This window comes from Phocaeicola vulgatus ATCC 8482, from assembly GCF_000012825.1.
GTDB classification, from domain to species: domain Bacteria; phylum Bacteroidota; class Bacteroidia; order Bacteroidales; family Bacteroidaceae; genus Phocaeicola; species Phocaeicola vulgatus.
This window is the reverse complement of sequence record NC_009614.1, coordinates 1,605,847-1,630,283: the sequence shown is the minus strand read 5'-3', so window position 1 is coordinate 1,630,283 and position 24,437 is coordinate 1,605,847. Positions and strand designations below refer to the sequence as shown.

The 24,437-nt window shown below is 43.1% G+C and carries 17 protein-coding genes and 1 tRNA gene; 9 read left to right on the top strand and 9 right to left on the bottom strand.

All coding sequences use genetic code 11. The features are described from left to right. Positions 1-5: 5 nt before the first annotated feature. Positions 6-953, top strand: coding sequence for a deoxyribose-phosphate aldolase (deoC, locus tag BVU_RS06110; protein WP_005843926.1), 948 nt, complete (start codon positions 6-8; stop codon positions 951-953). A 190-nt stretch (positions 954-1,143) separates the two neighbouring features. Here the strand turns inward: deoC and BVU_RS06105 are convergent, their stop codons facing one another. Next, entirely contained in the window at positions 1,144-2,118 is a 975-nt protein-coding gene (locus BVU_RS06105) for a polyprenyl synthetase family protein (RefSeq protein ID WP_005843928.1), read from the bottom strand. A gap of 91 nt (positions 2,119-2,209) precedes the next feature. Here BVU_RS06105 and polA point away from each other — a divergent pair, with 91 nt between their 5' ends. The 6 genes from polA to BVU_RS06075 all read left to right on the top strand — a co-directional run bounded on the left by polA (position 2,210) and on the right by BVU_RS06075 (position 9,632). Beyond that, a complete protein-coding gene (polA, locus tag BVU_RS06100) occupies positions 2,210-5,125 on the top strand; it encodes a DNA polymerase I (RefSeq protein ID WP_011965088.1) in 2,916 nt (971 codons plus the stop codon). Between the two features lie 309 nt (positions 5,126-5,434). Next, a complete protein-coding gene (locus BVU_RS06095; RefSeq protein WP_005849881.1) occupies positions 5,435-5,821 on the top strand; it encodes a DUF3836 domain-containing protein in 387 nt (128 codons plus the stop codon). Positions 5,822-6,022: 201 nt separating this feature from the next. Next, positions 6,023-7,126: a redox-regulated ATPase YchF gene (gene ychF, locus BVU_RS06090; RefSeq protein ID WP_005843934.1), complete on the top strand. Its 1,104-nt coding sequence runs from the start codon at positions 6,023-6,025 to the stop codon at positions 7,124-7,126. A 119-nt stretch (positions 7,127-7,245) separates the two neighbouring features. After that, entirely contained in the window at positions 7,246-8,157 is a 912-nt protein-coding gene (locus BVU_RS06085) for a ketopantoate reductase family protein (protein ID WP_011965087.1), read from the top strand. Continuing rightward, on the top strand, positions 8,154-8,975 hold the full coding sequence (gene lgt, locus BVU_RS06080) for a prolipoprotein diacylglyceryl transferase (protein WP_005843938.1): 822 nt from the start codon (positions 8,154-8,156) through the stop codon (positions 8,973-8,975). Before BVU_RS06085 ends, lgt begins: the two co-directional genes overlap by 4 nt. Then, entirely contained in the window at positions 8,976-9,632 is a 657-nt protein-coding gene (locus BVU_RS06075; RefSeq protein WP_011965086.1) for a chloramphenicol acetyltransferase, read from the top strand. It abuts the gene before it with no gap. Positions 9,633-9,865: 233 nt separating this feature from the next. Here the strand turns inward: BVU_RS06075 and BVU_RS06070 are convergent, their stop codons facing one another. From BVU_RS06070 to mutS, 7 genes are all read right to left on the bottom strand, one after another. Further along, positions 9,866-10,564 carry a porin family protein gene (locus BVU_RS06070; protein ID WP_005843945.1) on the bottom strand — a complete coding sequence of 233 codons (699 nt, stop codon included), beginning with the start codon at positions 10,562-10,564 and terminating at the stop codon, positions 9,866-9,868. 308 nt (positions 10,565-10,872) lie between these two features. Next, on the bottom strand, positions 10,873-11,121 hold the full coding sequence (locus BVU_RS06065; RefSeq protein ID WP_011965085.1) for a hypothetical protein: 249 nt from the start codon (positions 11,119-11,121) through the stop codon (positions 10,873-10,875). Between the two features lie 177 nt (positions 11,122-11,298). After that, complete coding sequence (locus BVU_RS06060) at positions 11,299-12,957, bottom strand: tetratricopeptide repeat protein (RefSeq protein WP_011965084.1); 1,659 nt, start codon at positions 12,955-12,957, stop codon at positions 11,299-11,301. Between the two features lie 108 nt (positions 12,958-13,065). After that, on the bottom strand, positions 13,066-14,733 hold the full coding sequence (locus tag BVU_RS06055) for a tetratricopeptide repeat protein (protein WP_005843956.1): 1,668 nt from the start codon (positions 14,731-14,733) through the stop codon (positions 13,066-13,068). Between the two features lie 42 nt (positions 14,734-14,775). After that, positions 14,776-15,363, bottom strand: coding sequence for an outer membrane beta-barrel protein (locus BVU_RS06050; protein WP_011965083.1), 588 nt, complete (start codon positions 15,361-15,363; stop codon positions 14,776-14,778). 206 nt (positions 15,364-15,569) lie between these two features. Beyond that, complete coding sequence (locus tag BVU_RS06045) at positions 15,570-17,549, bottom strand: family 20 glycosylhydrolase (RefSeq protein WP_011965082.1); 1,980 nt, start codon at positions 17,547-17,549, stop codon at positions 15,570-15,572. A 49-nt stretch (positions 17,550-17,598) separates the two neighbouring features. Continuing rightward, positions 17,599-20,211 carry a DNA mismatch repair protein MutS gene (gene mutS / locus BVU_RS06040; protein WP_005849895.1) on the bottom strand — a complete coding sequence of 871 codons (2,613 nt, stop codon included), beginning with the start codon at positions 20,209-20,211 and terminating at the stop codon, positions 17,599-17,601. 118 nt (positions 20,212-20,329) lie between these two features. Here mutS and BVU_RS06035 point away from each other — a divergent pair, with 118 nt between their 5' ends. Beyond that, positions 20,330-20,836 (top strand): flavin reductase family protein, encoded by a 507-nt coding sequence (locus tag BVU_RS06035; RefSeq protein ID WP_005849897.1) that lies wholly within the window; start codon positions 20,330-20,332, stop codon positions 20,834-20,836. A gap of 129 nt (positions 20,837-20,965) precedes the next feature. On the opposite strand, the gene BVU_RS06030 is transcribed toward BVU_RS06035, so the two are convergent. After that, positions 20,966-21,036: transfer RNA gene (locus tag BVU_RS06030), tRNA-Gln, on the bottom strand. A gap of 134 nt (positions 21,037-21,170) precedes the next feature. Here BVU_RS06030 and BVU_RS06025 point away from each other — a divergent pair. After that, complete coding sequence (locus tag BVU_RS06025; RefSeq protein ID WP_011965081.1) at positions 21,171-24,425, top strand: S41 family peptidase; 3,255 nt, start codon at positions 21,171-21,173, stop codon at positions 24,423-24,425. Positions 24,426-24,437 lie beyond the last annotated feature (12 nt).

The window sequence follows — 24,437 nt, the reverse complement described above, 5'->3', positions numbered from 1 at the left end:
GAATTATGGAACATAATCACGAATTCGAAGGTGGACATGAACATCGTCATGACCACGATCATGGACCTGAGCACAGCAAGTACGAAGAAGCACTTGCCAAGTATAACATCCGTTTGCACGATGAGGATGTAAAAGCGAAAACTGCCCTACTCATCGAAAAACATGTAGCAGAAAACAATACACCGGACGTAAAGAAATTCCTGTTCCATTGCATTGACCTAACCACTTTAAAGTGTACTGATTCAGATGAAAGTGTAATGAAATTCACCGGAAAAGTAAATGAATTTGTTGACAAGTACCCCGATCTGGACAATGTAGCCGCAATCTGTGTATATCCTAATATGGCAGAAGTAGTCAACGACACCTTGGAAGCAGATCATGTAAACATAGCCTGTGTATCGGGCGGTTTTCCCTCCTCGCAAACCTTTACCGAAGTAAAGGTAGCCGAAACAGCCATGGCTCTCCATACCGGAGCCGATGAGATAGATATCGTTATCCCGGTAGGCAAGTTCCTGAGTGGGGATTACGAAGGAATGTGTGATGAAATAGAAGAATTAAAAGCTGTATGTGGTGAGCATCACCTGAAAGTGATCTTGGAAACCGGAGCACTGGGAAGCGCATCCAACATCAAAAAAGCGTCTATTCTATCGATGTATTCCGGAGCCGATTTCATCAAAACCTCTACTGGAAAGGAAAACCCCGCCGCTACTCCTGAAGCCGCCTTGGTGATGTGCGAGGCTATCAAAGAATACTATATGACAACAGGCCGCAAAGTAGGATTCAAACCCGCCGGAGGAATTAATACCGTACACGATGCTTTGGTTTACTATACCATTGTAAAAGAAGTGTTAGGTGAAGAATGGCTGACAAACGAGTTATTCCGCTTAGGAACAAGCCGCCTGGCCAATCTGCTTCTCTCAGAAATTGTAGGTCAAGAAACCAAGTTCTTCTAAACAAAGAACTGTTTCACTATTTAAATAACAACCACATTTAAAGTGACCGGAATGAGCTTTATCTATTCCGGTTATTTTAAAGGTAAACCTTCTACCAAAGAAAGGCGTACCTCAAAAAGTTCGGGCGTAGTCCTTATTGTATAAAGGACTACGCCCGAACTTTTTGAAGTACATATCTTCAACAATCGTACTATTTATCTCTTTCAATCACATAATCAATATAAGCAGTCAAAGCATCTTTTACAGCTTGACCGGCTGATTGTGGAAGTAAAGCCAACGCTTTATTACGATAATCCACCATTGCCTGCCTGGCATACTCTATCCCTCCCTTCACCTTAGTATATTCGATGAAACGGGCAATATCTTCATCCGAAGCGTCTAATGCCCGGATGCGTAGCGCCAGTTTCCGCATCTCCTCATCATCAAACATATTCAACACATACAAAGCCGGCAATGTCAGCTTCCCTTCACGCATATCGTTCCCGGTAGGTTTACCTATCTCATCAGAAGAATAATAGTCGAAAATATCATCCTTTATCTGGAAAGCAATACCAATCATTTCGCCAAACAGACGAGCATTTTTCACCATTTCATCGGATGCATGCACCGAAATAGCCCCCGCTTCCGCACTGGCAGTAAACAATGCAGCCGTCTTTTTACGAATGACATCATAATACACTTCTTCCGAGAACTCAGAAGCATTAATATTCGCCAATTGAATAATCTCGCCTTCAGATAAGTTCTGTCCCAAACAAGCCACCAAATCTACAATTGTAATCTCGCGGGTCATGGCAGAATGCTTCAGGCTGGTTGCCAGCATATAGTCGCCTACCAGAACCGACACCTTATTATTATAGATAGCATTTACCGAAGACTGCCCACGGCGCTTGTCACTCTCATCCACCACATCATCGTGCACCAGGCTGGCCGTATGGAGCAACTCCAATGAAAGAGCCGCATGAAGCGTAGAATCATTGATTTCACCGAATAATTTAGCAATCAACAACGCCAATATGGGACGCATCATCTTGCCATTTCTCTGCTTAATATAGGATAACACCTCACTAAGTAAAGAATTGGAACTTTGGAGCGAAGAGTCAAACAACCTTCTAAATTCCTCAAACTCCTTGTCAATAGGCAATTTGATTTGCTGTAATTTGTCCATGCAGGTTAATTTGTGCACAAAAGTAGTAATAAAAGACGGAATACGGTATTTTTTTGTACTTTTACAATGAAAAAACTAAAGATTTTTAAGAATGGACAAACTTTTTCTATTAGATGCTTATGCATTAATATACCGTGCGTATTACGCTTTCATCAAAAGCCCGCGTATTAACTCCAAGGGTTTCAACACTTCAGCCGTACTGGGATTTGTCAATACACTGGAAGAGGTCTTGAAGAAAGAAAATCCTACGCACATCGGTGTGGCATTTGATCCCGCCGGTCCCACCTTCCGGCACGAAGCCTATGAACAGTATAAGGCACAACGTGAAGAAACACCCGAAGTAATCCGTTTGTCCGTACCCATTATAAAGGATATTATACGGGCCTACCGTATTCCTATTCTGGAAGTACCGGGATACGAGGCCGATGACGTGATCGGTACACTGGCCACCGAAGCCGGCAAACGGGGGATCACTACTTATATGATGACACCGGACAAAGACTATGGCCAACTGGTGGGCGGAAATGTTTTCATGTACCGTCCCAAGCATACAGGCGGTTTTGAAGTGATGGGAATAGAAGAGGTAAAGGCAAAGTTCGATATCCAGTCACCCGCACAAGTCATTGATATGCTGGGACTGATGGGCGATAGTTCCGACAACATTCCCGGTTGTCCGGGCGTGGGCGAGAAAACAGCACAAAAGTTAATCGCGCAATATGGCAGCATCGAGAACCTCCTCTCCCACTCTGCCGAACTGAAAGGAGCCTTGAAGACCAAAGTGGAAACTAACCGGAAAATGATTGAGTTCTCCAAGTTTCTGGCAACTATCAAGATTGATGTCCCCATCGCTTTGAACATGGACGAACTGAAAAGAGAAGAACCGAATGAAGAGGAACTACGGAAGATTTTTGAAGAGATGGAGTTCCGTACCCTCATCGACCGCGTTTTCAACCGAGACAAGAAATCCGCCTTCGCCGGAACATACACCGATGCGACCGGAAACGACCCGCAAGGACGAAACCGTACACCGGGAGGAAGCGCCCGGCAGGGAAATACGCCGAACGGTTCGGGACAACTCTCCCTTTTCGGCGAACCAGCTTCGAACGGTGAATCACCCGCTTCCCCGTCTTCTCCTCAAGGCAATCTCTTTGCAGAATTTACCGACGGAGGGACGGAAAGTGAGAAATATTCGAATCTAGCATGTTTAGATAATTTAAAATACGACTATCAACTCGTTGATACAGAAGAGAAAAGAACTGAATTATTACAAAACTTACTTACAAAAGAAATTTTCAGTCTAGACACAGAAACAACAGGAACCGATCCCATCACCGCAGAACTCGTGGGAATGAGCTTCAGCTATGCCGAAAATCAAGCATTTTATGTTCCTGTACCTGCCGATCGGGCTGAAGCGCAAAAAATAGTTAATGAGTTCCGGCCGGCTTTCGAAAAAGAAGGAGTATTGAAAGTAGGGCAAAATATAAAATACGATATGCTGGTACTGGGCAACTACGGAACCGAAGTGCGCGGTCCCCTGTTCGATACCATGGTGGCACATTATGTACTACAACCGGAATTGCGTCACAACATGGACTACCTTGCCGAAATCTACCTGCATTATCAGACTATCCACATCGAAGAACTGATTGGTCCTAAAGGCAAAGGTCAAAAGAATATGCGCGACCTCTCCCCCGAAGCTATCTATAAGTACGCATGCGAGGATGCTGATGTCACACTGAAATTGAAAAACATCTTGGAACAGGAATTGAAAACCAACGATGCGGAAAAACTCTTCTACGAAATAGAAATGCCCCTGGTACCCGTACTTGCTTATATGGAACGCAACGGTGTACGTGTAGACACTGAAGCCTTAAAACAGACCTCGGAACATTTCACCGCCCGCATGAACCAAATAGAAGAAGAAGTGCACCAACTGGCAGGTACGGATTTCAACATAGCTTCACCCAAACAGGTAGGTGAAGTGCTTTTTGACAAACTGCGCATCGTGGAGAAGGCCAAGAAAACCAAAACCGGACAATATGTCACCAGTGAAGAAGTATTGGAAAGTCTGCGAGGAAAACACGAAATAGTAGGCAAGATATTGGAACACCGCGGTCTGAAGAAGCTTCTCGGTACTTATATTGATGCTCTGCCCCTATTGATTAATAAAGAAACAGGTAAAATTCATACTTCGTTCAATCAAACGGTCACTGCTACCGGCCGGCTCAGTTCCAGCAACCCGAACCTTCAGAACATCCCTATCCGCAACGAAGACGGCAAGGAAATCCGTAAGGCTTTCATCCCCGATGATGGCTGCGAATTTTTCTCCGCCGACTATTCACAGATTGAGCTACGCATTATGGCACACCTTAGCGGAGATACCAATATGATAGAGGCTTTCAAGGAAGGAGATGACATTCATGCCGCCACCGCAGCAAAAGTATATAAGATAAGTATAGACAAAGTTACCCGCGAACAACGCAGTAAAGCAAAAACAGCTAATTTCGGTATCATCTACGGCATCAGCGTATTCGGACTGGCAGAACGTATGAATGTAGACCGCAAAGAGGCAAAAGAACTAATAGACGGCTACTTCGAAACTTATCCCCAAATAAAGGAATATATGGACAAAAGCATTGACCTTGCCCGCGGACAAGGATATATTGAAACCATATTCGGCCGTAAACGATATCTTCCGGATATCAATTCCAGAAATTCGGTTGTGCGCGGATATGCCGAACGGAATGCCATCAATGCTCCTATCCAAGGAAGTGCAGCCGATATTATCAAGGTAGCTATGGTACGCATATACCAGCGCTTTCAATCTGAAAGTATAAAGTCCAAAATGATACTTCAGGTACATGATGAGTTAAATTTCAGCGTTCTACCCGAAGAAAAGGAAAAAGTACAGAAGATTGTGATTGAAGAGATGGAAAATGCCTACCGTATGCAAGTACCTTTACGCGCAGACTGCGGTTGGGGAAGCAACTGGCTTGAAGCACATTAAAGCATACATAAACCAACTATTAGCAAGATAGATAGTACTATATGTAAAGTATTTATATCATAAAAGCTCAATGGTATTTTCCAATCCATTGAGCTTTTCATTTGCCATCCCAGACATAAGTGGAAAACACAAAGACAAGACAATTATAACAAATAGCCATTATACAATTCTTAATATTTGTTTAATCAGTGACATTTTGCAAAAATATCATCATTTTCTAGCAGAAATGTTAGGAGATTCAATTTTCTTTCGTACATTTGCACCGCTTTTAAAAACAATATGAAAGTAACAATCTAATATATCAATATCATGAAAAAGATCAATTTTTTGAAAGGAATGCTCGTTGTAGCAATTTTATTTATTGCTAACCTTACAGTTTTTGCAGGAAATCCGGGTGACAACCTGATTTACAATGCAGAAGAAGTAAATGGAGTAGTTGTTTCGGAAACGATTTTTAAAATGGAAGGCACCATGCTTACTAATTATATGAAGCACAATTACAAGTATGACGCCAACAACCAACGTACTGAGGACGAGGCGCAAAAATGGAACAGTAACAAAAACCGCTGGGAAAATAACCTCTGCATTCGTTATACTTATGGCAATAAAAGTATGACTACTGAATATTACAAATGGAACTCTAAAAAGAAAGAATATATATTAGTACCCGAAATGACCGTAACTATGGACAAATAAATCTATTCTAACAATCTAACACTTTTCATAAAAACTCGACGAAAGGGCAGCCGTGACGGTTGCCCTTTCTGTTTCGTAACAAGCCTCTCCCTTTTCGCATATAAAAAAGCCAAATCTGACTTCAATATGAAGTCTGATACAAAAAGAATGGTTATCTTTGCAAACAAATAGATAGATAATAATCAAAAAAACAAATAGATAATGGCTTTACAATGTGGTATTGTCGGTCTTCCAAACGTAGGAAAGTCGACACTTTTTAATTGTTTATCGAATGCAAAGGCTCAAGCAGCCAACTTCCCTTTCTGTACCATCGAACCGAATGTAGGTGTCATCACCGTTCCTGATGAACGCCTGACCAAACTTGCCGAACTGGTTCATCCGGGACGTATCGTTCCCACTACTGTAGAAATTGTTGACATTGCAGGACTTGTAAAAGGGGCTAGCAAAGGTGAAGGGCTGGGAAACAAGTTTCTGGCAAATATCCGTGAAACAGATGCTATCCTGCACGTACTCCGTTGTTTTGACGATGAAAATGTAACTCATGTAGACGGTAGTGTAGATCCGGTACGTGACAAAGAAATCATTGACACCGAACTCCAGCTGAAAGATTTAGAAACCATTGAAAGCCGTATTCAAAAAGTACAAAAACAGGCACAGACGGGCGGTGACAAACAAGCAAAACAAATGTACGACATCCTTGTTAAATATAAAGACGCATTGGAACAAGGCAAATCTGCGCGTACCGTACAATTTGACAGCAAAGACGAACAAAAAATCGCAAAAGAACTGTTCTTGCTGACCAGCAAACCAGTGATGTACGTATGCAACGTGGACGAAGCAAGTGCTGCTACCGGCAATAAATATGTAGAACAAGTACGCGAAGCCGTAAAAGAAGAAAATGCAGAAATTCTGGTCGTAGCCGCCAAAACCGAAGCCGATATCGCAGAACTTGAAACCTATGAAGACCGCCAGATGTTCCTTCAGGAAGTCGGTCTGAAAGAATCAGGTGTAAACCGTCTGATCAAATCGGCTTATCACCTGCTGGAACTGGAAACCTTCATCACCGCCGGAGAAATGGAAGTAAAAGCCTGGACCTATCGTAAAGGATGGAAAGCCCCCCAATGTGCAGGAGTCATCCACACCGATTTCGAGAAAGGATTTATCCGTGCCGAGGTAATCAAGTACGAAGACTACATTAAATATGGTTCGGAAGCCGCCGTGAAAGAGGCTGGAAAAATGGGCGTGGAAGGTAAAGAATACGTAGTACAGGACGGTGACATCATGCACTTCCGTTTCAATGTATAAGGTAAATCAAAACGCAAAAGACTTGTCATGCAATGCATGAAAAAACATCAGGAAACCAGCAAAACTGATGGCAGACCGATAAGTCAGTGTTTTGTTTCCTAAAACAAAATACAACTAACATGGAAAAATATTTAATCGTGGGAACCGGCGGCGTTGGAGGAAGCATCGCCGGTTTCCTTGCTTTAGCAGGAAAAGACGTAACATGCATTGCCCGTGGCAAGCATCTGGAAGCCATTCGTGAAAAAGGGCTTCACCTTAGATCAGACTTAAAAGGTAATCACTTTCTACCTATACAAGCCTGCACAGCCGAGGAATACAACGAGAAGGCCAACGTAATTTTTGTATGCGTGAAGGGCTATTCCCTGGATTCCATCAAAGATCTGTTGGAAAAAGCCTCGGATAAAGATACCTTGATTATCCCCATCCTGAATGTTTACGGTACAGGTCCCCGCATCGGGCAACTCGTTCCACATGTAACAGTACTGGATGGATGCATCTACATCGTAGGTTTCGTTTCCGGACCGGGTGAAATCACACAAATGGGCAAAATATTCCGGCTGGTTTTCGGTGCACATCCCCAACAGGGTGTGGCTCTGGAACGTCTGGAAACCATTGCCGATGTACTAAGAAAAGCAGGGATCAAAGCCGATATTTCGGATGATATCAATCGCGACACCTTCATCAAATGGTCATTCATCTCGGCTATGGCCTGCACAGGTGCCTACCATGATGTCCCGATGGGTCCTCTGCAACATCCCGGAGCAGAACGCGACACTTTCATCGGTCTGTCCAAGGAAAGTTCTGAAATAGGCCGCAAAATGGGAATTACCTATGCGGAAGACCCGATAGGATACAACTTAAAAGTGATTGACAAATTAGACCCGGACAGTACCGCATCCATGCAAAAAGATATAGCCAAAGGACACGAGTCCGAAATACAAGGACTATTGTTTGATATGATCGCACTGGGCGAAAAGATGGATGTGGATATGCCCACTTACCGCAAAGTTGCACAAAAATTCAAGATATGAATACACTGTCAGCCATTCTTTGGAATCCCGATATAGAAATCTTTTCCATTTTCGGCATTTCCATCCGTTATTACTCCGTATTGTTCGTTACAGGGCTTTCATTGGCCTACTGGGTGATATACAAACTCTACCAAGACCAAAAAATTCCTTACGAAAAATTTGATTCCCTGTTCGTTTACTGCCTGCTGGGTATTGTTATCGGTGCTCGCCTGGGACATTGTCTGTTCTATGAGCCAGGCTATTGGCTCTCTCACCCTGTAGAAATGCTGTTGCCCGTCAAGATTACCGATTCTGGGATAAAATGGACCGGTTATCAAGGTCTTGCCAGCCATGGAGGAACCATCGGACTAATGCTCGCCTTATGGATCTATTCACGCCGTGTAAAATTGAAGTTCCTGACTGTACTAGACAATATAGCCATCGCCACCCCGCTGGCAGGTTGTTTTATCCGTTTAGGTAACCTGATGAATGGTGAAATAGTAGGTACGGTAACTCATGTTCCTTGGGCGTTCATTTTTCCGCACGAAGATATGCAACCCCGCCACCCGGCACAACTCTACGAAGCCATCGCCTATCTTCTGATTTTTATCATAGGCTTGCGGTTGTATAAAAAGTACAAAACCACGCTATACCCCGGTTTCTATTTCGGCTACTGCCTCACTACCATATTCACCTTCCGCTTCCTTGTGGAGTTTATAAAAGCCAGCCAGGAAGCCTTTGAAGACAGTATGATGCTGAACATGGGGCAATGGCTCAGCATTCCGTTCATACTGCTGGGAGCGCACTTCATGTACCATTCTTTTAAACCCGTAAAATAAATGAAACATATAATAGATATTGAAACCTGGGAACGCCGGGACAATTATAATTTTTTCCGCAACTTCCATAATTCATGGATATCCATTACCAGTGAAGTGGATTGCACTGAAGCATTTCCAGCTGCAAAAGCCGCCAAGCGCTCTTTTTTCCTGTATTACCTGTATGCTGTGCTACGTGCTGCCAATGAAGTGAAAGAATTCCGTTTCCGTACAGATAAAAACGGACAGGTGGTCTATCACGATCAGGTGGACATCATATCACCTATCGCTGTACCCGGCAAGACTTTCTACACAGTCCGCATCCCTTACCATGCAGATTTTGAACGGTTTTATGCCGAAGCATATCACATCGTCCATAACATCCCCGAAGAGGGTGACCCGTATGGAGCCGAAAAAGTCATTACAGAACAGGGAGATTTTGATATTATCCAACTGAGTGCCACGCCTCAGCTTTATTTCACTTCACTCACCTATACACAAATGGCTCCCGACCATCCATTAGACTATCCGCTGATGAATGCCGGCAAAGTAGTGCCACGCGAAGGAAGACTGGTAATGCCCATCGCTTTCACTGTAAACCATGCTTTTGTGGACGGAGCGCACATAGGACAACTCTTTCAGAAAATAGAGGAGATATTGAAAGAGGTGGCTCAATAAATAGAGGGGTCTCAAAAGGCATAAAAATCCCTATCGGACACGTATGTATGCATTTCCCTACATATGTTCACATATATCCATAAAAGAATAAATAACCAGAAAAAGAAGACAATCTGTCAAAATGCCGATGCACGAGAATACGATGAAAATACACAAACTGTATCCTTTGAAACAGGACACCCTCATACACCGGCATTATCATTTTGACAGATTGCCAGTTTAATTAAATCAGTTTAGAAACGATAGCCTACGGAGAACTGGAAAGTTGAATTCCGCAAACCATTTTGTGCCTGTATCTTTTTTATTCCGACCCTATAATCAAAACTTATCGTATAATGATCGGCAATAACAGCCTTCATTCCAACAATGCCCCCATAATCCCAACGGCGGAAAGCCTGAAGATTACCACTATTATTGGGCTCCCCGGCTTTATAGGAAAAACCATCCAAGGGCTTCCATTTTGCAGGCTCGGTAGTTATATTATCCCCCTCTTGGTGAATAACATCCAAAGAACAGTTTCCAGCACCAAATCCGTAAGAAGCATAAACTCCAACCGACGGAATGAGACTGAGTTTATCCGAAACCCGAATATTATATCCCATTTTTAACGGCAAAATCAGATTATTCATCTTTATCTCTGTCTTAGGAAAATAAGTAACCATGTGATCCATCATTTTCATGGTACTTCTATTCTGCAACCAAGACAAACCGGACATTAACATCCAATGCTTTCCTATCTCGTAGTCCACAGTCACCCCCAATTGAAAGCCGGGCTTCATTCCACCTACCTGTTCGGCTTTATATCCGTCAGAACCGGAAACCAGATAATGAGACAGGTTCATTCCACCTTCCACACCAACTTTTACCTGTGCAGACAAAGGCAATACACACATGGCAGCCAACACCACCACTACAATCATTTTAGTCTTCATACTTATTTTTTTATTTGATGTTGCAAAATTAGAAAGAAGATATAAGCATAAAGCTCTATCCATATAACATCCACTCACCTATACAACACTAAAAATCAACCATATAACATATTTTATCATAACATGAGCAATAAAATAAGATTCAGATATGAACTTCACATTATCAATAACCTTAGATTATCAACTAAAATATTATCATACAGCCTTAATTGGAATTACTTAAAAACTTAAATTTATCTGAGTCGAGTAAGCACTTCCTTTATCACACTTAGGAAGTACAGCTGTTTTTTCAAATGCGTTATCCATAACTACACCTTTTCATTACCATCCTTATCTAGCATAGTAATGTCAGCATTATCTAATGAAAATTGAAATGTGAGATACAAGCAGTCATTTATATCTTCGGCTTGTACTGAGGGGTTAAAAAGACTTCTTGTCTTAGCTGTTCTATCTTGAGTTTTGTAGCGTACATAAGGTACTTTCCTAGGACGCTCTGAAGCAAGAACTCCCAAACTCAAGGAAACTAAAAATAACATCAATAATAACTTTGCTTTCATACTTCTTTTTGTTTTAAGTTTATGCCGCAAAGTTACAGGGAAAGAAAAGTATGCACAAGTATTTACTGTGACATTGTCATTTTGCAAAATACTGAAAAACAATTAATTAACATCTACAACACTGACATTTTCACAATATTTTCTTCACCATCTGAATCTTTATTCTAAGTTTATAGTTTATCGCTCTGACATTTTAATTTTTAAGCGTGATTTTCGTTGATTAAGTGCTACCGTATCGGTATGCCCGAAGCATAAAGCAATGGTCAGTGCAGGAATATCTGCCTCTTGCAGACAGAGGAACAACAGGTCATCTTCCGTCAATTTGGAATATTGCTGTTGCAAAGGAGAAATATAATCAGCATAGATCTCAAATACTGTTTTCTTTAGTTTTTCACGTTCTACATCTGTCATTACTTTTCGTGCCTTTTTATCCACTTCCTTTTGTTCGGATAAGGACATCACTTTTTTATATATAGGAGTCTGCCAAAACGTCCATGTGCGAAGTTCCAGCTTTTCTTGCTTCAACTGAGCAATCAATCGTTCTTTTTTATCGATTTCATCAAGATTTTGGTTCTCTCTGTCTTGCAACAGTGCAAGAGTTAATTCATTTTCCTCTATACGTTGTTGCATCATATCCTGCTTCTCATGGGCATATTGCAATGACTGCCGATAGAGTGCCTGCTGGTTATTTTTCTTATTTATCCAACGTTGGTAAATCAAAGCAACGACAAAGCAAATAATAACGGATACAAAGACAATCCATCTTATAATCCTTTTGGATTTTATCTGTTCATCCTTTACTCTTAATTCCGTCTGATGTTTATAGACTAAATGTTGCACTTCCGTCAATAGCTCACTGTTATCTAATGAGTCCTGAACCATAACAAACGTATCCAGATAGTGATAGGCAGACTTAAAATTTCCTAGTTCAGCCTCCATTACGGCAAGTGACCAGTAGGGTATAGAGCGGGATGGAGAAAGAAACAAACTCTTTTCTAAATAATGGCGTGCTGAATCATATTGTTCCAAATCAACATATAAATCCCCCATATTATAATAAGCATCTGCTTTTCCATTCCCATAAGATAAATGCTGTAAAACCTTATGCGCATAAACAACAGCCGAATCGACATTTTCAAAGTGTCTATAACAAATGCTCAAATTATGCCAAGAAGTAAGTATCATGCTTCTATCTTTAGAACGCATGGCATACTTCACAGCTTTGCGCTGATAGGTTATGGCAGAATCCTGCATATTTCTCATGCCATAAATATATCCTATATTAATATAAGCAATGGCAGTATCTTTAGCATCAAAAGAATAATGAAGAGATTGGTGCAACACCTCCAATGCCTTGTCATTCAATCCACAATTCCCATACCACAATCCCAGCGCACTATAAATTAATCTTCTATATTTTGTATCTACCGGATAATCCTGCAATATTTCCAATGCCTTCAAATTCATCTCTATCGCTGCCTTTTCATCATCCATCTCTGCCAGCAGCCTTCCCTTATACATCAATGCCACAGCCTTCTCCCTATCATCATCTCCATAATAATCCAAGGCGAAATTCAATAAGGAATCGCAAGGCAATAAGGGTAGTTTGTTCTTGTCCGTAGCCTCAGCCAGCAACAAAGCATAGTATGCCTTGTCTACTTCCGGCAAATCCTCTAAAACAGATATATTTTTTAAAATAGTCAATGCACTGTCCGGCTTCATTTCCAACAATGAATCTACCTGCTGTAACATCGGATTGGAAGAATGGTGGTTACAGGCAAACAAACAGACAGCCAGCAAACTGACGAAATTTAAATATATAATAAATGAACGCATAGTAATTTTGTCTTTTAGCTTTCTATGCACAAAGATAGCAAAATGCCTTTATAACCTGATATACAAACATCTATTAAAAAAACATTATGCAAATTCTGTAACACACAGTTATTCCATCTTACTTTTCATACGATATTTGCGTTGCGCTACAATCTGTGCATCATTATTACCAAAGCATAAAGCGATGGCAAAAGGAGATAAATCCGCCAATTGCAGACATAGCAAAAGGACATCATCTTCGTTCAACTTGGGATACCGGGTATGCAGTTGCTCTATGTAATCAGCATAAATCTGTCCTATAATCACTCTGAGTTGGCGTTGCTCAGCATTGGTGAGCACTGCAATACGCTCTTTGTGATGCTTTTGCTGGTTGGCCAGTTTGTCTATTTTCGTATAGAGGGCACTTTGCCGGAACAACCAGTTGCGCAATTTCTCCTTCTCCATCTTCATGGCCTCTATAGCCCGTTCCTTCTCTTCTATTTCCTCGACACGGCTTTCTTGTTTCTGTTTCAATTCGGCTATCACCTCTTCATGTTGAGCAATATTCTGCTGCATATCCATCAGGTTCTGTTTCAGCTTCTGCAACAGATATTTATAATTGGATTGCTGTATCTTCTTGTTCTTCAGTATCTGTTGATAAATAATCACAATGACCAGCAGCAACACCACAGCTATCATCGCAATGGTGTATATCCTCCGTTTAGCCTTGAACTGTTCTTTCCTTACTTGCGCGTCGGCATTCCAACGATAGGTCTTCTTCTCCAGTTCCGTAGCCACATTGGTGGAATAGATAGAATCTTCCAACTGGGTGCTGATTTCCAGATATTCCAAAGCTTTCTCCACATTTCCCTGCTGCTTGGCTATGGCATACAAGTCAAAGAAAGAGAGATACCGGATATGAATATCGACAGCTTCCTTGCTTCGGTTCAAATAATAAAGAGCCGAATCAAGCTGCCCGTTATTATAATAAAATTCCCCTAGATTCCAAAGACACTGCAAGCTGTCTTCTCTAAGACGACAGGCATCGTATGCCCTTTTCAGACAAATAATAGCTATACTGTTCCGTCCTGTACGTCCGCATAAATCCCCTATATTTCCATAAAGAGAATGCAAAAGGAAACTATCAGTAGAAAGAGAAAGCTGCAAAGCGCGTTGCTGGCAGATAAAAGCGGAGTCTATATTTCCATACCCAATGTAAGCTACCCCCAGATTGCTGAGTGAACTGATGAAATGACGGTTATGCCGTGCCAGCGAATCATTATAACAAGCCTTGACATACATATCTTTGGCCTGTGCGTACAAGTTCTGTTTGCCATACAGCCCACCCAACATATTATATACAAACCCTTTCCAATAGAATTCGCATGGATAGGCGGAAAGAATTTCAAGCGCCATACGGTAACTCTTCAGGGCATCGGCATAGTTTTCCATTTCCTGTTGCACTTTACCCTTATACAGAAGAGCTATGGCATGTTCTTTGGCTTCTTCATGATATACATGGAGAGCAAAATTCAATAATGAGTCACAAGGAAGCAGTGAATAACCATTTTTATCCGCAGCCTCAGCCAGCAGCAAAGCGTAACCGGCCTTGTCTTCCGGGCTCATACCGGTTAGGGAAGAGATGGATTTCAATAATGAAAACGCACTGTCGGAATGTTCTTCCATCAAGTATCCGGCTTGCCGCAAAGCAGGATGTTCCGTGCGCTGCAAAGTACAGGAAAGACCAAGCCAACATAGAAGGCAAACAATACCCAACTGTTTTATATAAACATACATGCAACTCTATTTTTATTCTCCGGTGACAAAGATACAGAAAACTCAGAACTTATATCCTACACCGGCCGATAAACTGACACTCCGCCCGAAAGGTCTCTTACGAAGAGAACACTTACCATCGATAGTGTAAATGAAATGCTCGGATTCCAATGAAACCCCGGCCCTTCCGCCGTAAGTAAAATGATCTGGAAAATCCTGATGCCACCAGCCCAAACTAGAATGCATTCCGTTGCCATAGGCGTAATCAATGGATTTATCCCTGCCAAACATAGCATAGGACAGATACGGTCCCGCATTGATGTGCAAATTCCATTTGTTATTCAAAGCAACATTATAAGAAGCAAGGATAGGAAGCTCCAAATTGAATTTACTAAAAAAAGAATCGGTACCAAGTCTTGTCTTGGATCTGAATTCTTCATAAGTAAATAATAATTGTGGTTGTACATACCATGAGTTTTTAACATGAACGTCATACATTCCTCCGGCATAACCGCCCAGGCTGAAGCGTGCATCCCTGGACAGAGATTTAGAAAAAAGTCCGCCTCCTACAATACCCCAGCTATTCTGTGCGGAAGCGGGAAGAATAAAGCAGGCTAAAAGCATGCAAAGTAGAATTTGTTTTATTTTCATCGGGTTTGTTGCTTAAGTTTAATAATGCAAAGTAAGGTATAAAGCCCTTTTCATGAAAATAAAACAGATAACATTTACCGCATATAAAACTTTGATAATAAACAATATAACACTATTAAAGATAACATTCGGAGAAATTTCACTCCTATTGGGCATAGGGACAGGTCTAAAACCTGCCCCTACACAGCAAGAGAAAGAAATATCTTTTATTGCGTGCAATTTATATTCCGCAACTTCCCTCTGAACCCATTCTGCACATCCCCAATCTGCCGCATGGGAAACACCAAAGTTTCCTGCATATACATCTTGTCCTTGCGTTTATGAGTATAGTTGTAAAACTGCTTGACACGTCCTTCCAAACGTTCCGCTTTCTCACCGTTTATGTAAAGAGTAGTACCTTTGTGGTCTCCCTCTATGCGTACCTTCGTCCATGCTCCGGCAGGCAGTGTGGCAGCGTGGAATACAAACGTATAGCCGTCACGGCTGAAAGCCAATTTTCCCTTATTTTCCCAATTGGCATATACGGTGGAATGAGGACCTTTAAACAAAATACCGTTGATATTTTGGTCTTTGTCCGGATTTATTTCAAATTCTACCACGTATGGATAGCCTACCTCCGGCAACATAGTGGCAATGCTGTCCGTACCGTTCAAAGACAGTTCTTCATTCTGCCCCGGAAGGACTACCTCACCCTGCACACGCCCCAGCAGGTTGACACCGGGAGCTTCAGGCATCTGTTTGCACAATTCCTCAAATTCCTCGTAAGAAACCATTTCATTCTTCCCTCTCCACATCTTCTCGGCCAGTACCTGAGCGGCCGGGAATGTACGGAAATGCACATCCTGTTGTGACACACCGTTACCACAATGGTCATTCCATACGGCAAACATACCTCCCAACAGTCCCGGAGTTCCTTCAGGCAACTCTTCCTTAGGATTCACTTTACCCACACGCCATTGCTCATACAGCCATTTCGTGTCCAGGAAATCACGATAATATCCGGCAGCCGGAACAATATAAAGATAAGCATCACACGTATTGATAATCTTATATCCGTCTTTCAAAGAAGCATTAGGATCAATCCAATCGTATGACCAGGCATTAATAGTTACATTATCCGCTTTCACCGGAATGTTTCCTTTCAACCAGCGCAGTGCTCCCCACATACGGACATTCTTCCCGTATTTCTCTACATACTTCAGATACCGGTCTGTAAAATAGCGGAATTTCTCAGCTTCCTTGGCATTGTACTCGTCTGTACCGATATGTACGTCGGGACCTATGAAAACCGGTTTCTCACCAGAAAGATACTCATCCAGCAAAGAATCTACAAAACGATAGGTTTCCTCCTTGTACAAATCCAAATGATCCATTCCATATTTATCACTGCCTATCTCGGGTTTATAATGTGTAAAGGCCAATGAATGAGCCGGAATATCAATCTCCGGAATCACATTCACACCATATTCCATGCCCAGACGTTGCAGGTCGGTGAATTCTTTCTTGGTATAAGAACCATCCTTGGCGGTCAGCCCCGGAAAACGCTCACTCTCCAGGCGGAAAGCAGCATAGGTCTTGTTCCAGTCGTTATCAAAGAACTGTACAAAACCATTGTCATTGAGATGAATCTGGAATTCATTCAGTTTATAGAACGATAGTATTTTGACATATTGCCGCAGGAAATCCATTGTGAAGAACTTACGGCCCACATCCAGCATGAAGCCACGACTGGGATATTGCGGCCAGTCACGGGCAACTCCTTTGGGCAACTGTCCTTTTTCATTATAAAGAATCTGCAACAAACTCCGGGTTCCCCAAAAGACTCCCTGACGAGCCGGTGCTTCAATACCGGCATAGCGTCCGGCAGTCAGCACATACCCTTCCTTTCCCAATTGTTTGTCGGGTTTCATCAATGAAAGATAAATATCATTCTTTCCCGGTTTCCCGGTCCTAATGGTGTAGTTCCAATCCAACAGATCTTTCAAGTCCTGTGCCAGCACAGTCGCCACACTTTTCAGTGCCGCCTCATCGGCAGGAGCTACAACAATACTGCCTTCAGCAGGCAATACGAGTTTTCCACTTCCCCCCTTCCACTCTTGCAGGGCGGGAATTACTTTCGGACATGTTTCCTTGGCCGAAACACACAGACACAAGGCCAACATCCATAAGGTTAGTAAGTGTTTCATGATAATGATTAATGGTTAGTAATTAACGGTTAATGAAAAATGAAGGCATTTATTTGCCTTTTACTATCTTCTTGATATCATTCAGTTTATTCAATGCTTCAAGAGGGGTCAGATTATTGACATCCAAATTCAGAATCTCATCCCGTATCTGACTCAATACCGGATCATCCAACTGGAAGAAGCTGAGCTGCATTCCGCTCCGGCCGGACGCTATCTCAGCCGTAGGCTTGGCAATGCCCTGCTGGCGGTTGTCCGTTTCCAGTTGATGCAGAATATCATTGGCACGCTTCACGATGCTTTTCGGCATACCTGCCATCTTTGCCACATGAATACCGAAAGAATGTTCGCTGCCGCCACGTTCCAGTTTGCGCAGAAAAATCACTTTATTATCTATCTCCTTCACAGATACATTGTAATTCTTGATGCGCTTGAAAGATTTCTCCATCTCGTTCAACTCATGATAATGAGTGGCAAACAACGTACGTGCCTTGGCTTTAGGATGCTCGTGAATATGCTCCACAATAGCCCAAGCAATGGAAATACCATCATAAGTGGAGGTTCCCCGTCCCAACTCATCAAACAGCACCAAACTGCGGCTAGAGAGGTTGTTCAAAATATTTGCCGCCTCATTCATTTCAACCATAAAGGTAGATTCGCCCACAGAAATGTTATCGCTGGCTCCCACACGGGTGAATATTTTATCCACCATACCGATCCGCGCACTTTCGGCAGGAACAAAACTACCCATCTGCGCCAACAAGGTAATCAGCGCAGTCTGGCGTAGCAAAGCCGACTTACCCGCCATATTGGGACCGGTAATGATAATGATTTGCTGGGTTTCCGAGTCCAGAAAGACATCATTGGCAATATACTTCTCCCCTACCGGAAGCTGCTTCTCGATGACAGGATGACGGCCTTGCCTGATGTCAATCACCTCACTGTCCTCCACAACAGGACGGATATAATTGTTCTCTTTCGCCACATTGGCAAAAGCCAGCAGACAATCCAATCGGGCAATCTGACTGGCATTAATCTGAATGGCTGGAATAAACTCTGCCAAAGCGACCACCAATTCGTTATAGAGCTTTGTTTCAAGCACTAAAATCTTATCTTCGGCCCCCAAGATCTTTTCTTCGTATTCTTTCAGTTCCTGAGTAATATAGCGTTCCGCATTCACCAGCGTCTGTTTACGGATCCAGTCGGCAGGTACCTTGTCCTTATGCGTGTTACGCACCTCAATATAGTAACCGAACACATTGTTATAAGCAATTTTCAAGCTGGGAATGCCGGTCAGCTCACTTTCACGTTGCTGTACTTTGAGCAGATAATCCTTGCCGGAAAAAGCTATCTGCCGCAGTTCGTCCAGTTCCGCATTCACCCCGTCTGCTATCACACCGCCTTTATTCACCAGCAAAGGAGGATCATTCTTAACCTCTTTCGCTATTTTTTCACGGATAGACAGACATAAATTCAGTTGTTCCCCAATACGGCGGAGACTCCCGTTATCCGCATTCAAACAGGCATTCTTAATCGGCTCGATGGCTTGCAAAGCTACTTTAAGTTGCACCACCTCGCGTGGAGAGATTCGTCCTACGGCAGCTTTCGAAACAATACGTTCCAAATCTCCTATCAGATGTAGTTTCTCTTCTATGAACTCTTTGAAATCCGGCTCGCGGAAGAAGTATTCCACTACATCCAGACGCTCATTGACAGGCTTCTCATCTTTCAACGGAAAGACTACCCAGCGTTTTAGCAAACGGGCTCCCATAGGGCTGATAGTGCGGTCGATCACATCCAGCAGACTGGTTCCGCCCTCATTCATGCTACCTATGAGTTCCAAGCTCCGTACCGTGAATTTATCCAGCCGCACATAACGGTCTTCCTCTATACGGGAAAGAGAAGTTATATGGCCGATCTGATAATGCTGCGTCATATTGAGGTATTGCAAAATAGCTCCCGAAGCTACAATACCATTCTTAAGGTGCTCCACCCCGAAACCTTTTAAGTTCTTGGTCTCAAAGTGCTTCAACAGCTTCTCGCGTGAGGAACTTTCATTAAACACCCAGTCATCCAACTCAAAAGTAAAGAACTTGCTTCCGAAATTTCCTTCAAACATCCCCCGTTTACCACGTTCGAAAAGCACCTCTTTGGGGGCGAAATTATTTAACAACTTGTCTATATAGTCAAAAGGCCCCTCTGCGGTAAGGAACTCACCGGTAGAGATATCAAGGAAGGCCACACCACAACTGGCTTTCCCAAAATGAACGGCAGCCAGAAAATTATTTTCTTTGTACGAAAGAACATTGTCATTGATGGCTACACCCGGAGTCACCAATTCGGTGATACCGCGCTTTACCAGTTTCTTGGTCATCTTGGGATCTTCCAATTGGTCACAAATGGCCACCCGCTTGCCGGCACGTACCAGCTTGGGCAAATACGTGTCCAATGCATGGAAAGGAAAGCCGGCCATTTCTACGCTCTTTGCCTGTCCATTGGCCCGCTTGGTCAGCGTAATACCCAAAATCTCTGAGGCAACAATAGCGTCTTCTGAATAAGTTTCATAAAAATCCCCGCACCTGAATAGCATAATCGCATCGGGATGCTTTGCCTTCAACTCAAAAAACTGCTTCATCATCGGGGTTAAAACTACATCATTTGCCACTGTATCGTCCTTTCTTTTTTTAATTAATATTTCTCGCAAAGATAATAATTAGCAAATTTAATCTGAAACAGTAAAAGAAAAAAATTATATCTTTGTACTAGCTAAAAATACGGAAACAATGAAAGAAATAAAAGTAAACGAACTGACTGACAATCTGTTTGAGACAATCAGCAAGGAATGGATGTTGGTAACCGCCGGTACCAAAGACAAATTCAACACCATGACGGCAAACTGGGGAGGTGCAGGATTTCTATGGAACCGTCCGGTAGCCTTTATCTTTATCCGCCCCGAGCGTTATACATTCGACTTTATAGAGCAAAATGACTATCTCACTCTCTCTTTTCTAGGTGAAGAGCATAAAGAAATACATAAGATATGCGGTTCCAAATCGGGACGTGACATGGATAAAGTAAAAGCGACAGGACTATCGCCCTTGTTCACCGAGAACGGAAGCATCACTTTTGAGCAGGCGCGGTTGACTTTTGAATGCAAGAAACTGTATGCCGATCTGATCAAGCCCGGAAACTTTATCGACAAGAGCATTACGGACCGATGGTATGGGGAATCACACGGTGGTTTTCACAAGATGTATGTGGTGGAAATTGTAAATGTGCTAAGCCGCTAATTAACGGCATCGATTGTTTTTTTACTGCTGCTCCTTGTATTGACTATATTAAAGGATATGATCCGATACGAAAAAGCCCGTCAAACTGTATGTTTAACGGGCTTTTGTTTCATTTCGGATTGAAAACTGTTGGACTACCAAGATTCGAACTTGGACAAACAGAACCAAAACCTGTTGTGCTACCATTACACCATAGTCCAATCATTATGTGCTTTCCTTAGAAAGCGGTGCAAAGATACGTTTTTCCTGCAATATATTCCAAATATTTTCGCACTTTTTTTTGCAATAAAGTGCAAATGCTTAACTTTGCGTACAAACTAAAAGAAATAAATACATGAAAAAACTTCTAACTTGCCTTGCTTTAAGCTTTGTTGCAGCAAGCAGTTATGCAGCTACACCTTTATGGCTGCGTGACGTGCAAATTTCCCCCGACGGCACGGAAATTGCATTCTGTTATAAAGGAGACATCTATAAAGTACCCGCCAACGGAGGAACTGCCACCCAACTCACTACACAAGCCTCATACGAGTGCAGCCCCATCTGGTCACCGGATAGTAAACAGATTGCCTTCGCCAGTGACCGCAATGGCAATTTCGACCTGTTCGTCATGTCGGCCGATGGCGGAGCAGCCCGGCGTCTTACCACCCATTCGGCTTCCGAAATACCGTCAACCTTCACCACCGACGGCAACTATATCCTGTTCTCGGCCTCTATCCAAGACCCTGCCAACAGTGCCTTGTTCCCTACCTCGGCCATGACAGAACTATACAAAGTCCCGGTAACCGGCGGACGTACCGAACAAGTGCTGGGTACTCCCGCAGAAATGGTCTGCTTTGACAAATCAGGAAAAACATTTCTCTACCAAGACCGCAAAGGTTTTGAAGACGAATGGCGCAAACACCACACCTCGTCCATCACCCGTGACGTATGGTTATATGATTCGGAAAACGGCAAGCATACCAACCTGACCGCCCATGCAGGCGAAGACCGTAACCCTGTATTTGCGCCCGACGGGCAAACCGTTTATTTCCTGAGCGAACGAGACGGAAGTACATTCAACGTATATTCCTTTCCGATAAGTAGTCCTCAATCATTGAAAACGGTCACCCATTTCAAGACCCATCCGGTCCGCTTCCTGTCAATGGGCAGCAACGGCACTCTCTGTTATACGTATGATGGAGAAATATACACTCAAAAACAAGGAGATAAACCGCAGAAAGTCAAAATCGATATCATCCGTGATGACCAAAATACAATAGCGGATCTGAATTTCAGTAACGGAGCAACCTCAGCTACCGTATCACCGGACGGCAAACAAGTTGCTTTCATTGTACGAGGTGAAGTATTCGTCACTTCCGCCGATTATAATACCACCAAGCAAATCACACATACCCCTGCCCGTGAAGCAGGACTTACTTTCTCACCGGACAACCGTACTTTGGCGTACGCCAGTGAACGCAACGGAAACTGGGAACTTTACATGGCCAAGATTGCACGTAAGGAGGAAGCCAACTTCCCCAATGCGACTGCCATTGAAGAAGAAGTACTCCTGCCTTCGGACAAGACAGAACGTACCTATCCGCAATTCTCACCGGACGGGAAGGAACTTGCCTTTATAGAAGACCGTAACCGGTTGATGGTGATTAATCTGGAAACCAAAAAGGTACGTCAGGTCACTGACGGTTCCACCTGGTTCAGTACCGGCGGTGGCTTTGACTATTCATGGTCGCCGGACGGCAAATGGTTCACATTGGAATTTATCGGAAACCGGCATGATCCATATTCCGATATAGGTATGGTAAGTGCACAAGGAGGAAAAATTATCAATCTGACCAATAGCGGCTATACCAGTGGCTCCCCCCGCTGGGTACTGGATGGTAATGCCATTTTATTCATTACCGAGCGTTATGGTATGCGTGCCCATGCCTCATGGGGATCACTGAACGATGTGATGCTGGTATTTATGAACCAGGATGCATACGACAAATTCCGCCTGAGCAAAGAAGATTACGAATTGCAGAAAGAACTGGAAAAAGAACAAAAGAACACAACCGAAGCCAAGAAAAACGATAAAAAGAAAGGTGATAACAAAGAAAAATCCGAAGAGAAGAAAGAAGAAAAAGTAAAGGACATTGTGGTGGAACTGAACAACATAGAGGACCGCATCGTACGCCTTACTCCCAACTCTTCCGATTTGGGGAGCGCCATTATCACCAAAGACGGCGAGACCTTATATTACCTCTCTGCCTTTGAAGGCGGCTATGACCTGTGGAAAATGAATCTGCGCAAGAAAGATACCAAGTTACTCCATAAAATGGATGCCGGATGGGCCAACATGGAAATGGACAAGGATGGAAAGAACTTGTTTTTGCTAGGCAGTAACACGATGCAGAAAATGGGTACTGATTCTGAAAGTTTGAAGCCCATCAGCTATCAAGCCCACGTGAAAATGGACCTCGCAGCCGAACGTGACTATATGTTCAACCATGTATACAAACAAGAACAGAAACGCTTCTACAACCTGAACATGCACGGAATAGACTGGGATGCCATGACCAAAGCCTATCGCAAGTTCCTGCCGCATATCGATAATAATTATGACTTTGCGGAATTACTGAGCGAATATCTGGGTGAACTGAACGTTTCACATACCGGAGGACGTTTCCGTCCGCAACTGAAAGGAGATGCCACCGCTACCTTAGGATTACTGTATGACTGGAATCATAACGGCAAAGGTCTGCTGATTTCTGAAGTAGTGGAAAAAGGCCCCTTCGACCACGCCCGTTCCAAAGTGAAGGCCGGAAATATCATTGAAAAGATCGACGGTCAGGAAATCACTCCCGAAAGCGATTACTCTGTTCTGCTGAACGGTAAAGCCAGAAAGAAAACACTGGTTACGCTCTATAACCCGCAGACCAAAGAACGTTGGGAAGAAGTAGTTGTTCCTGTCAGCAATGGTGTAATGAGCGATCTGCTCTATGCACGCTGGGTAAAACAACGGGCAGCCGATGTAGACAAATGGTCGAACGGCCGTTTGGGATATGTGCACATTGAATCCATGGGAGATGACAGCTTCCGTTCCGTTTATTCGGATATTCTGGGCAAGTACAATAACCGTGAAGGTATCGTCATCGATACCCGTTTCAATGGCGGAGGACGTTTGCACGAGGATATTGAGATCCTGTTCAGCGGAAAGAAATACTTTACACAGGTAGTTCGCGGACGTGAAGCTTGCGATATGCCCAGCCGCCGTTGGAACAAGCCGAGTATCATGGTGCAGTGTGAAGCCAACTACAGTAACGCACACGGCACTCCGTGGGTATACAGCCATCAAAAAATAGGCAAACTGGTAGGTATGCCTGTACCGGGAACCATGACCAGCGTATCTTGGGAAACATTGCAGGATCCGACACTGGTATTCGGCATTCCTGTTATCGGCTATCGCTTGCCGGATGGAAGTTATCTGGAAAATTCACAATTAGAGCCGGATATCAAAGTGGCCAATTCACCGGAAACAGTAGTGAAAGGTGAAGACACACAATTGAAAGCTGCGGTAGACGAGCTGTTGAAAGAGATAGACGGAAAATAAGACGAAAGAAAA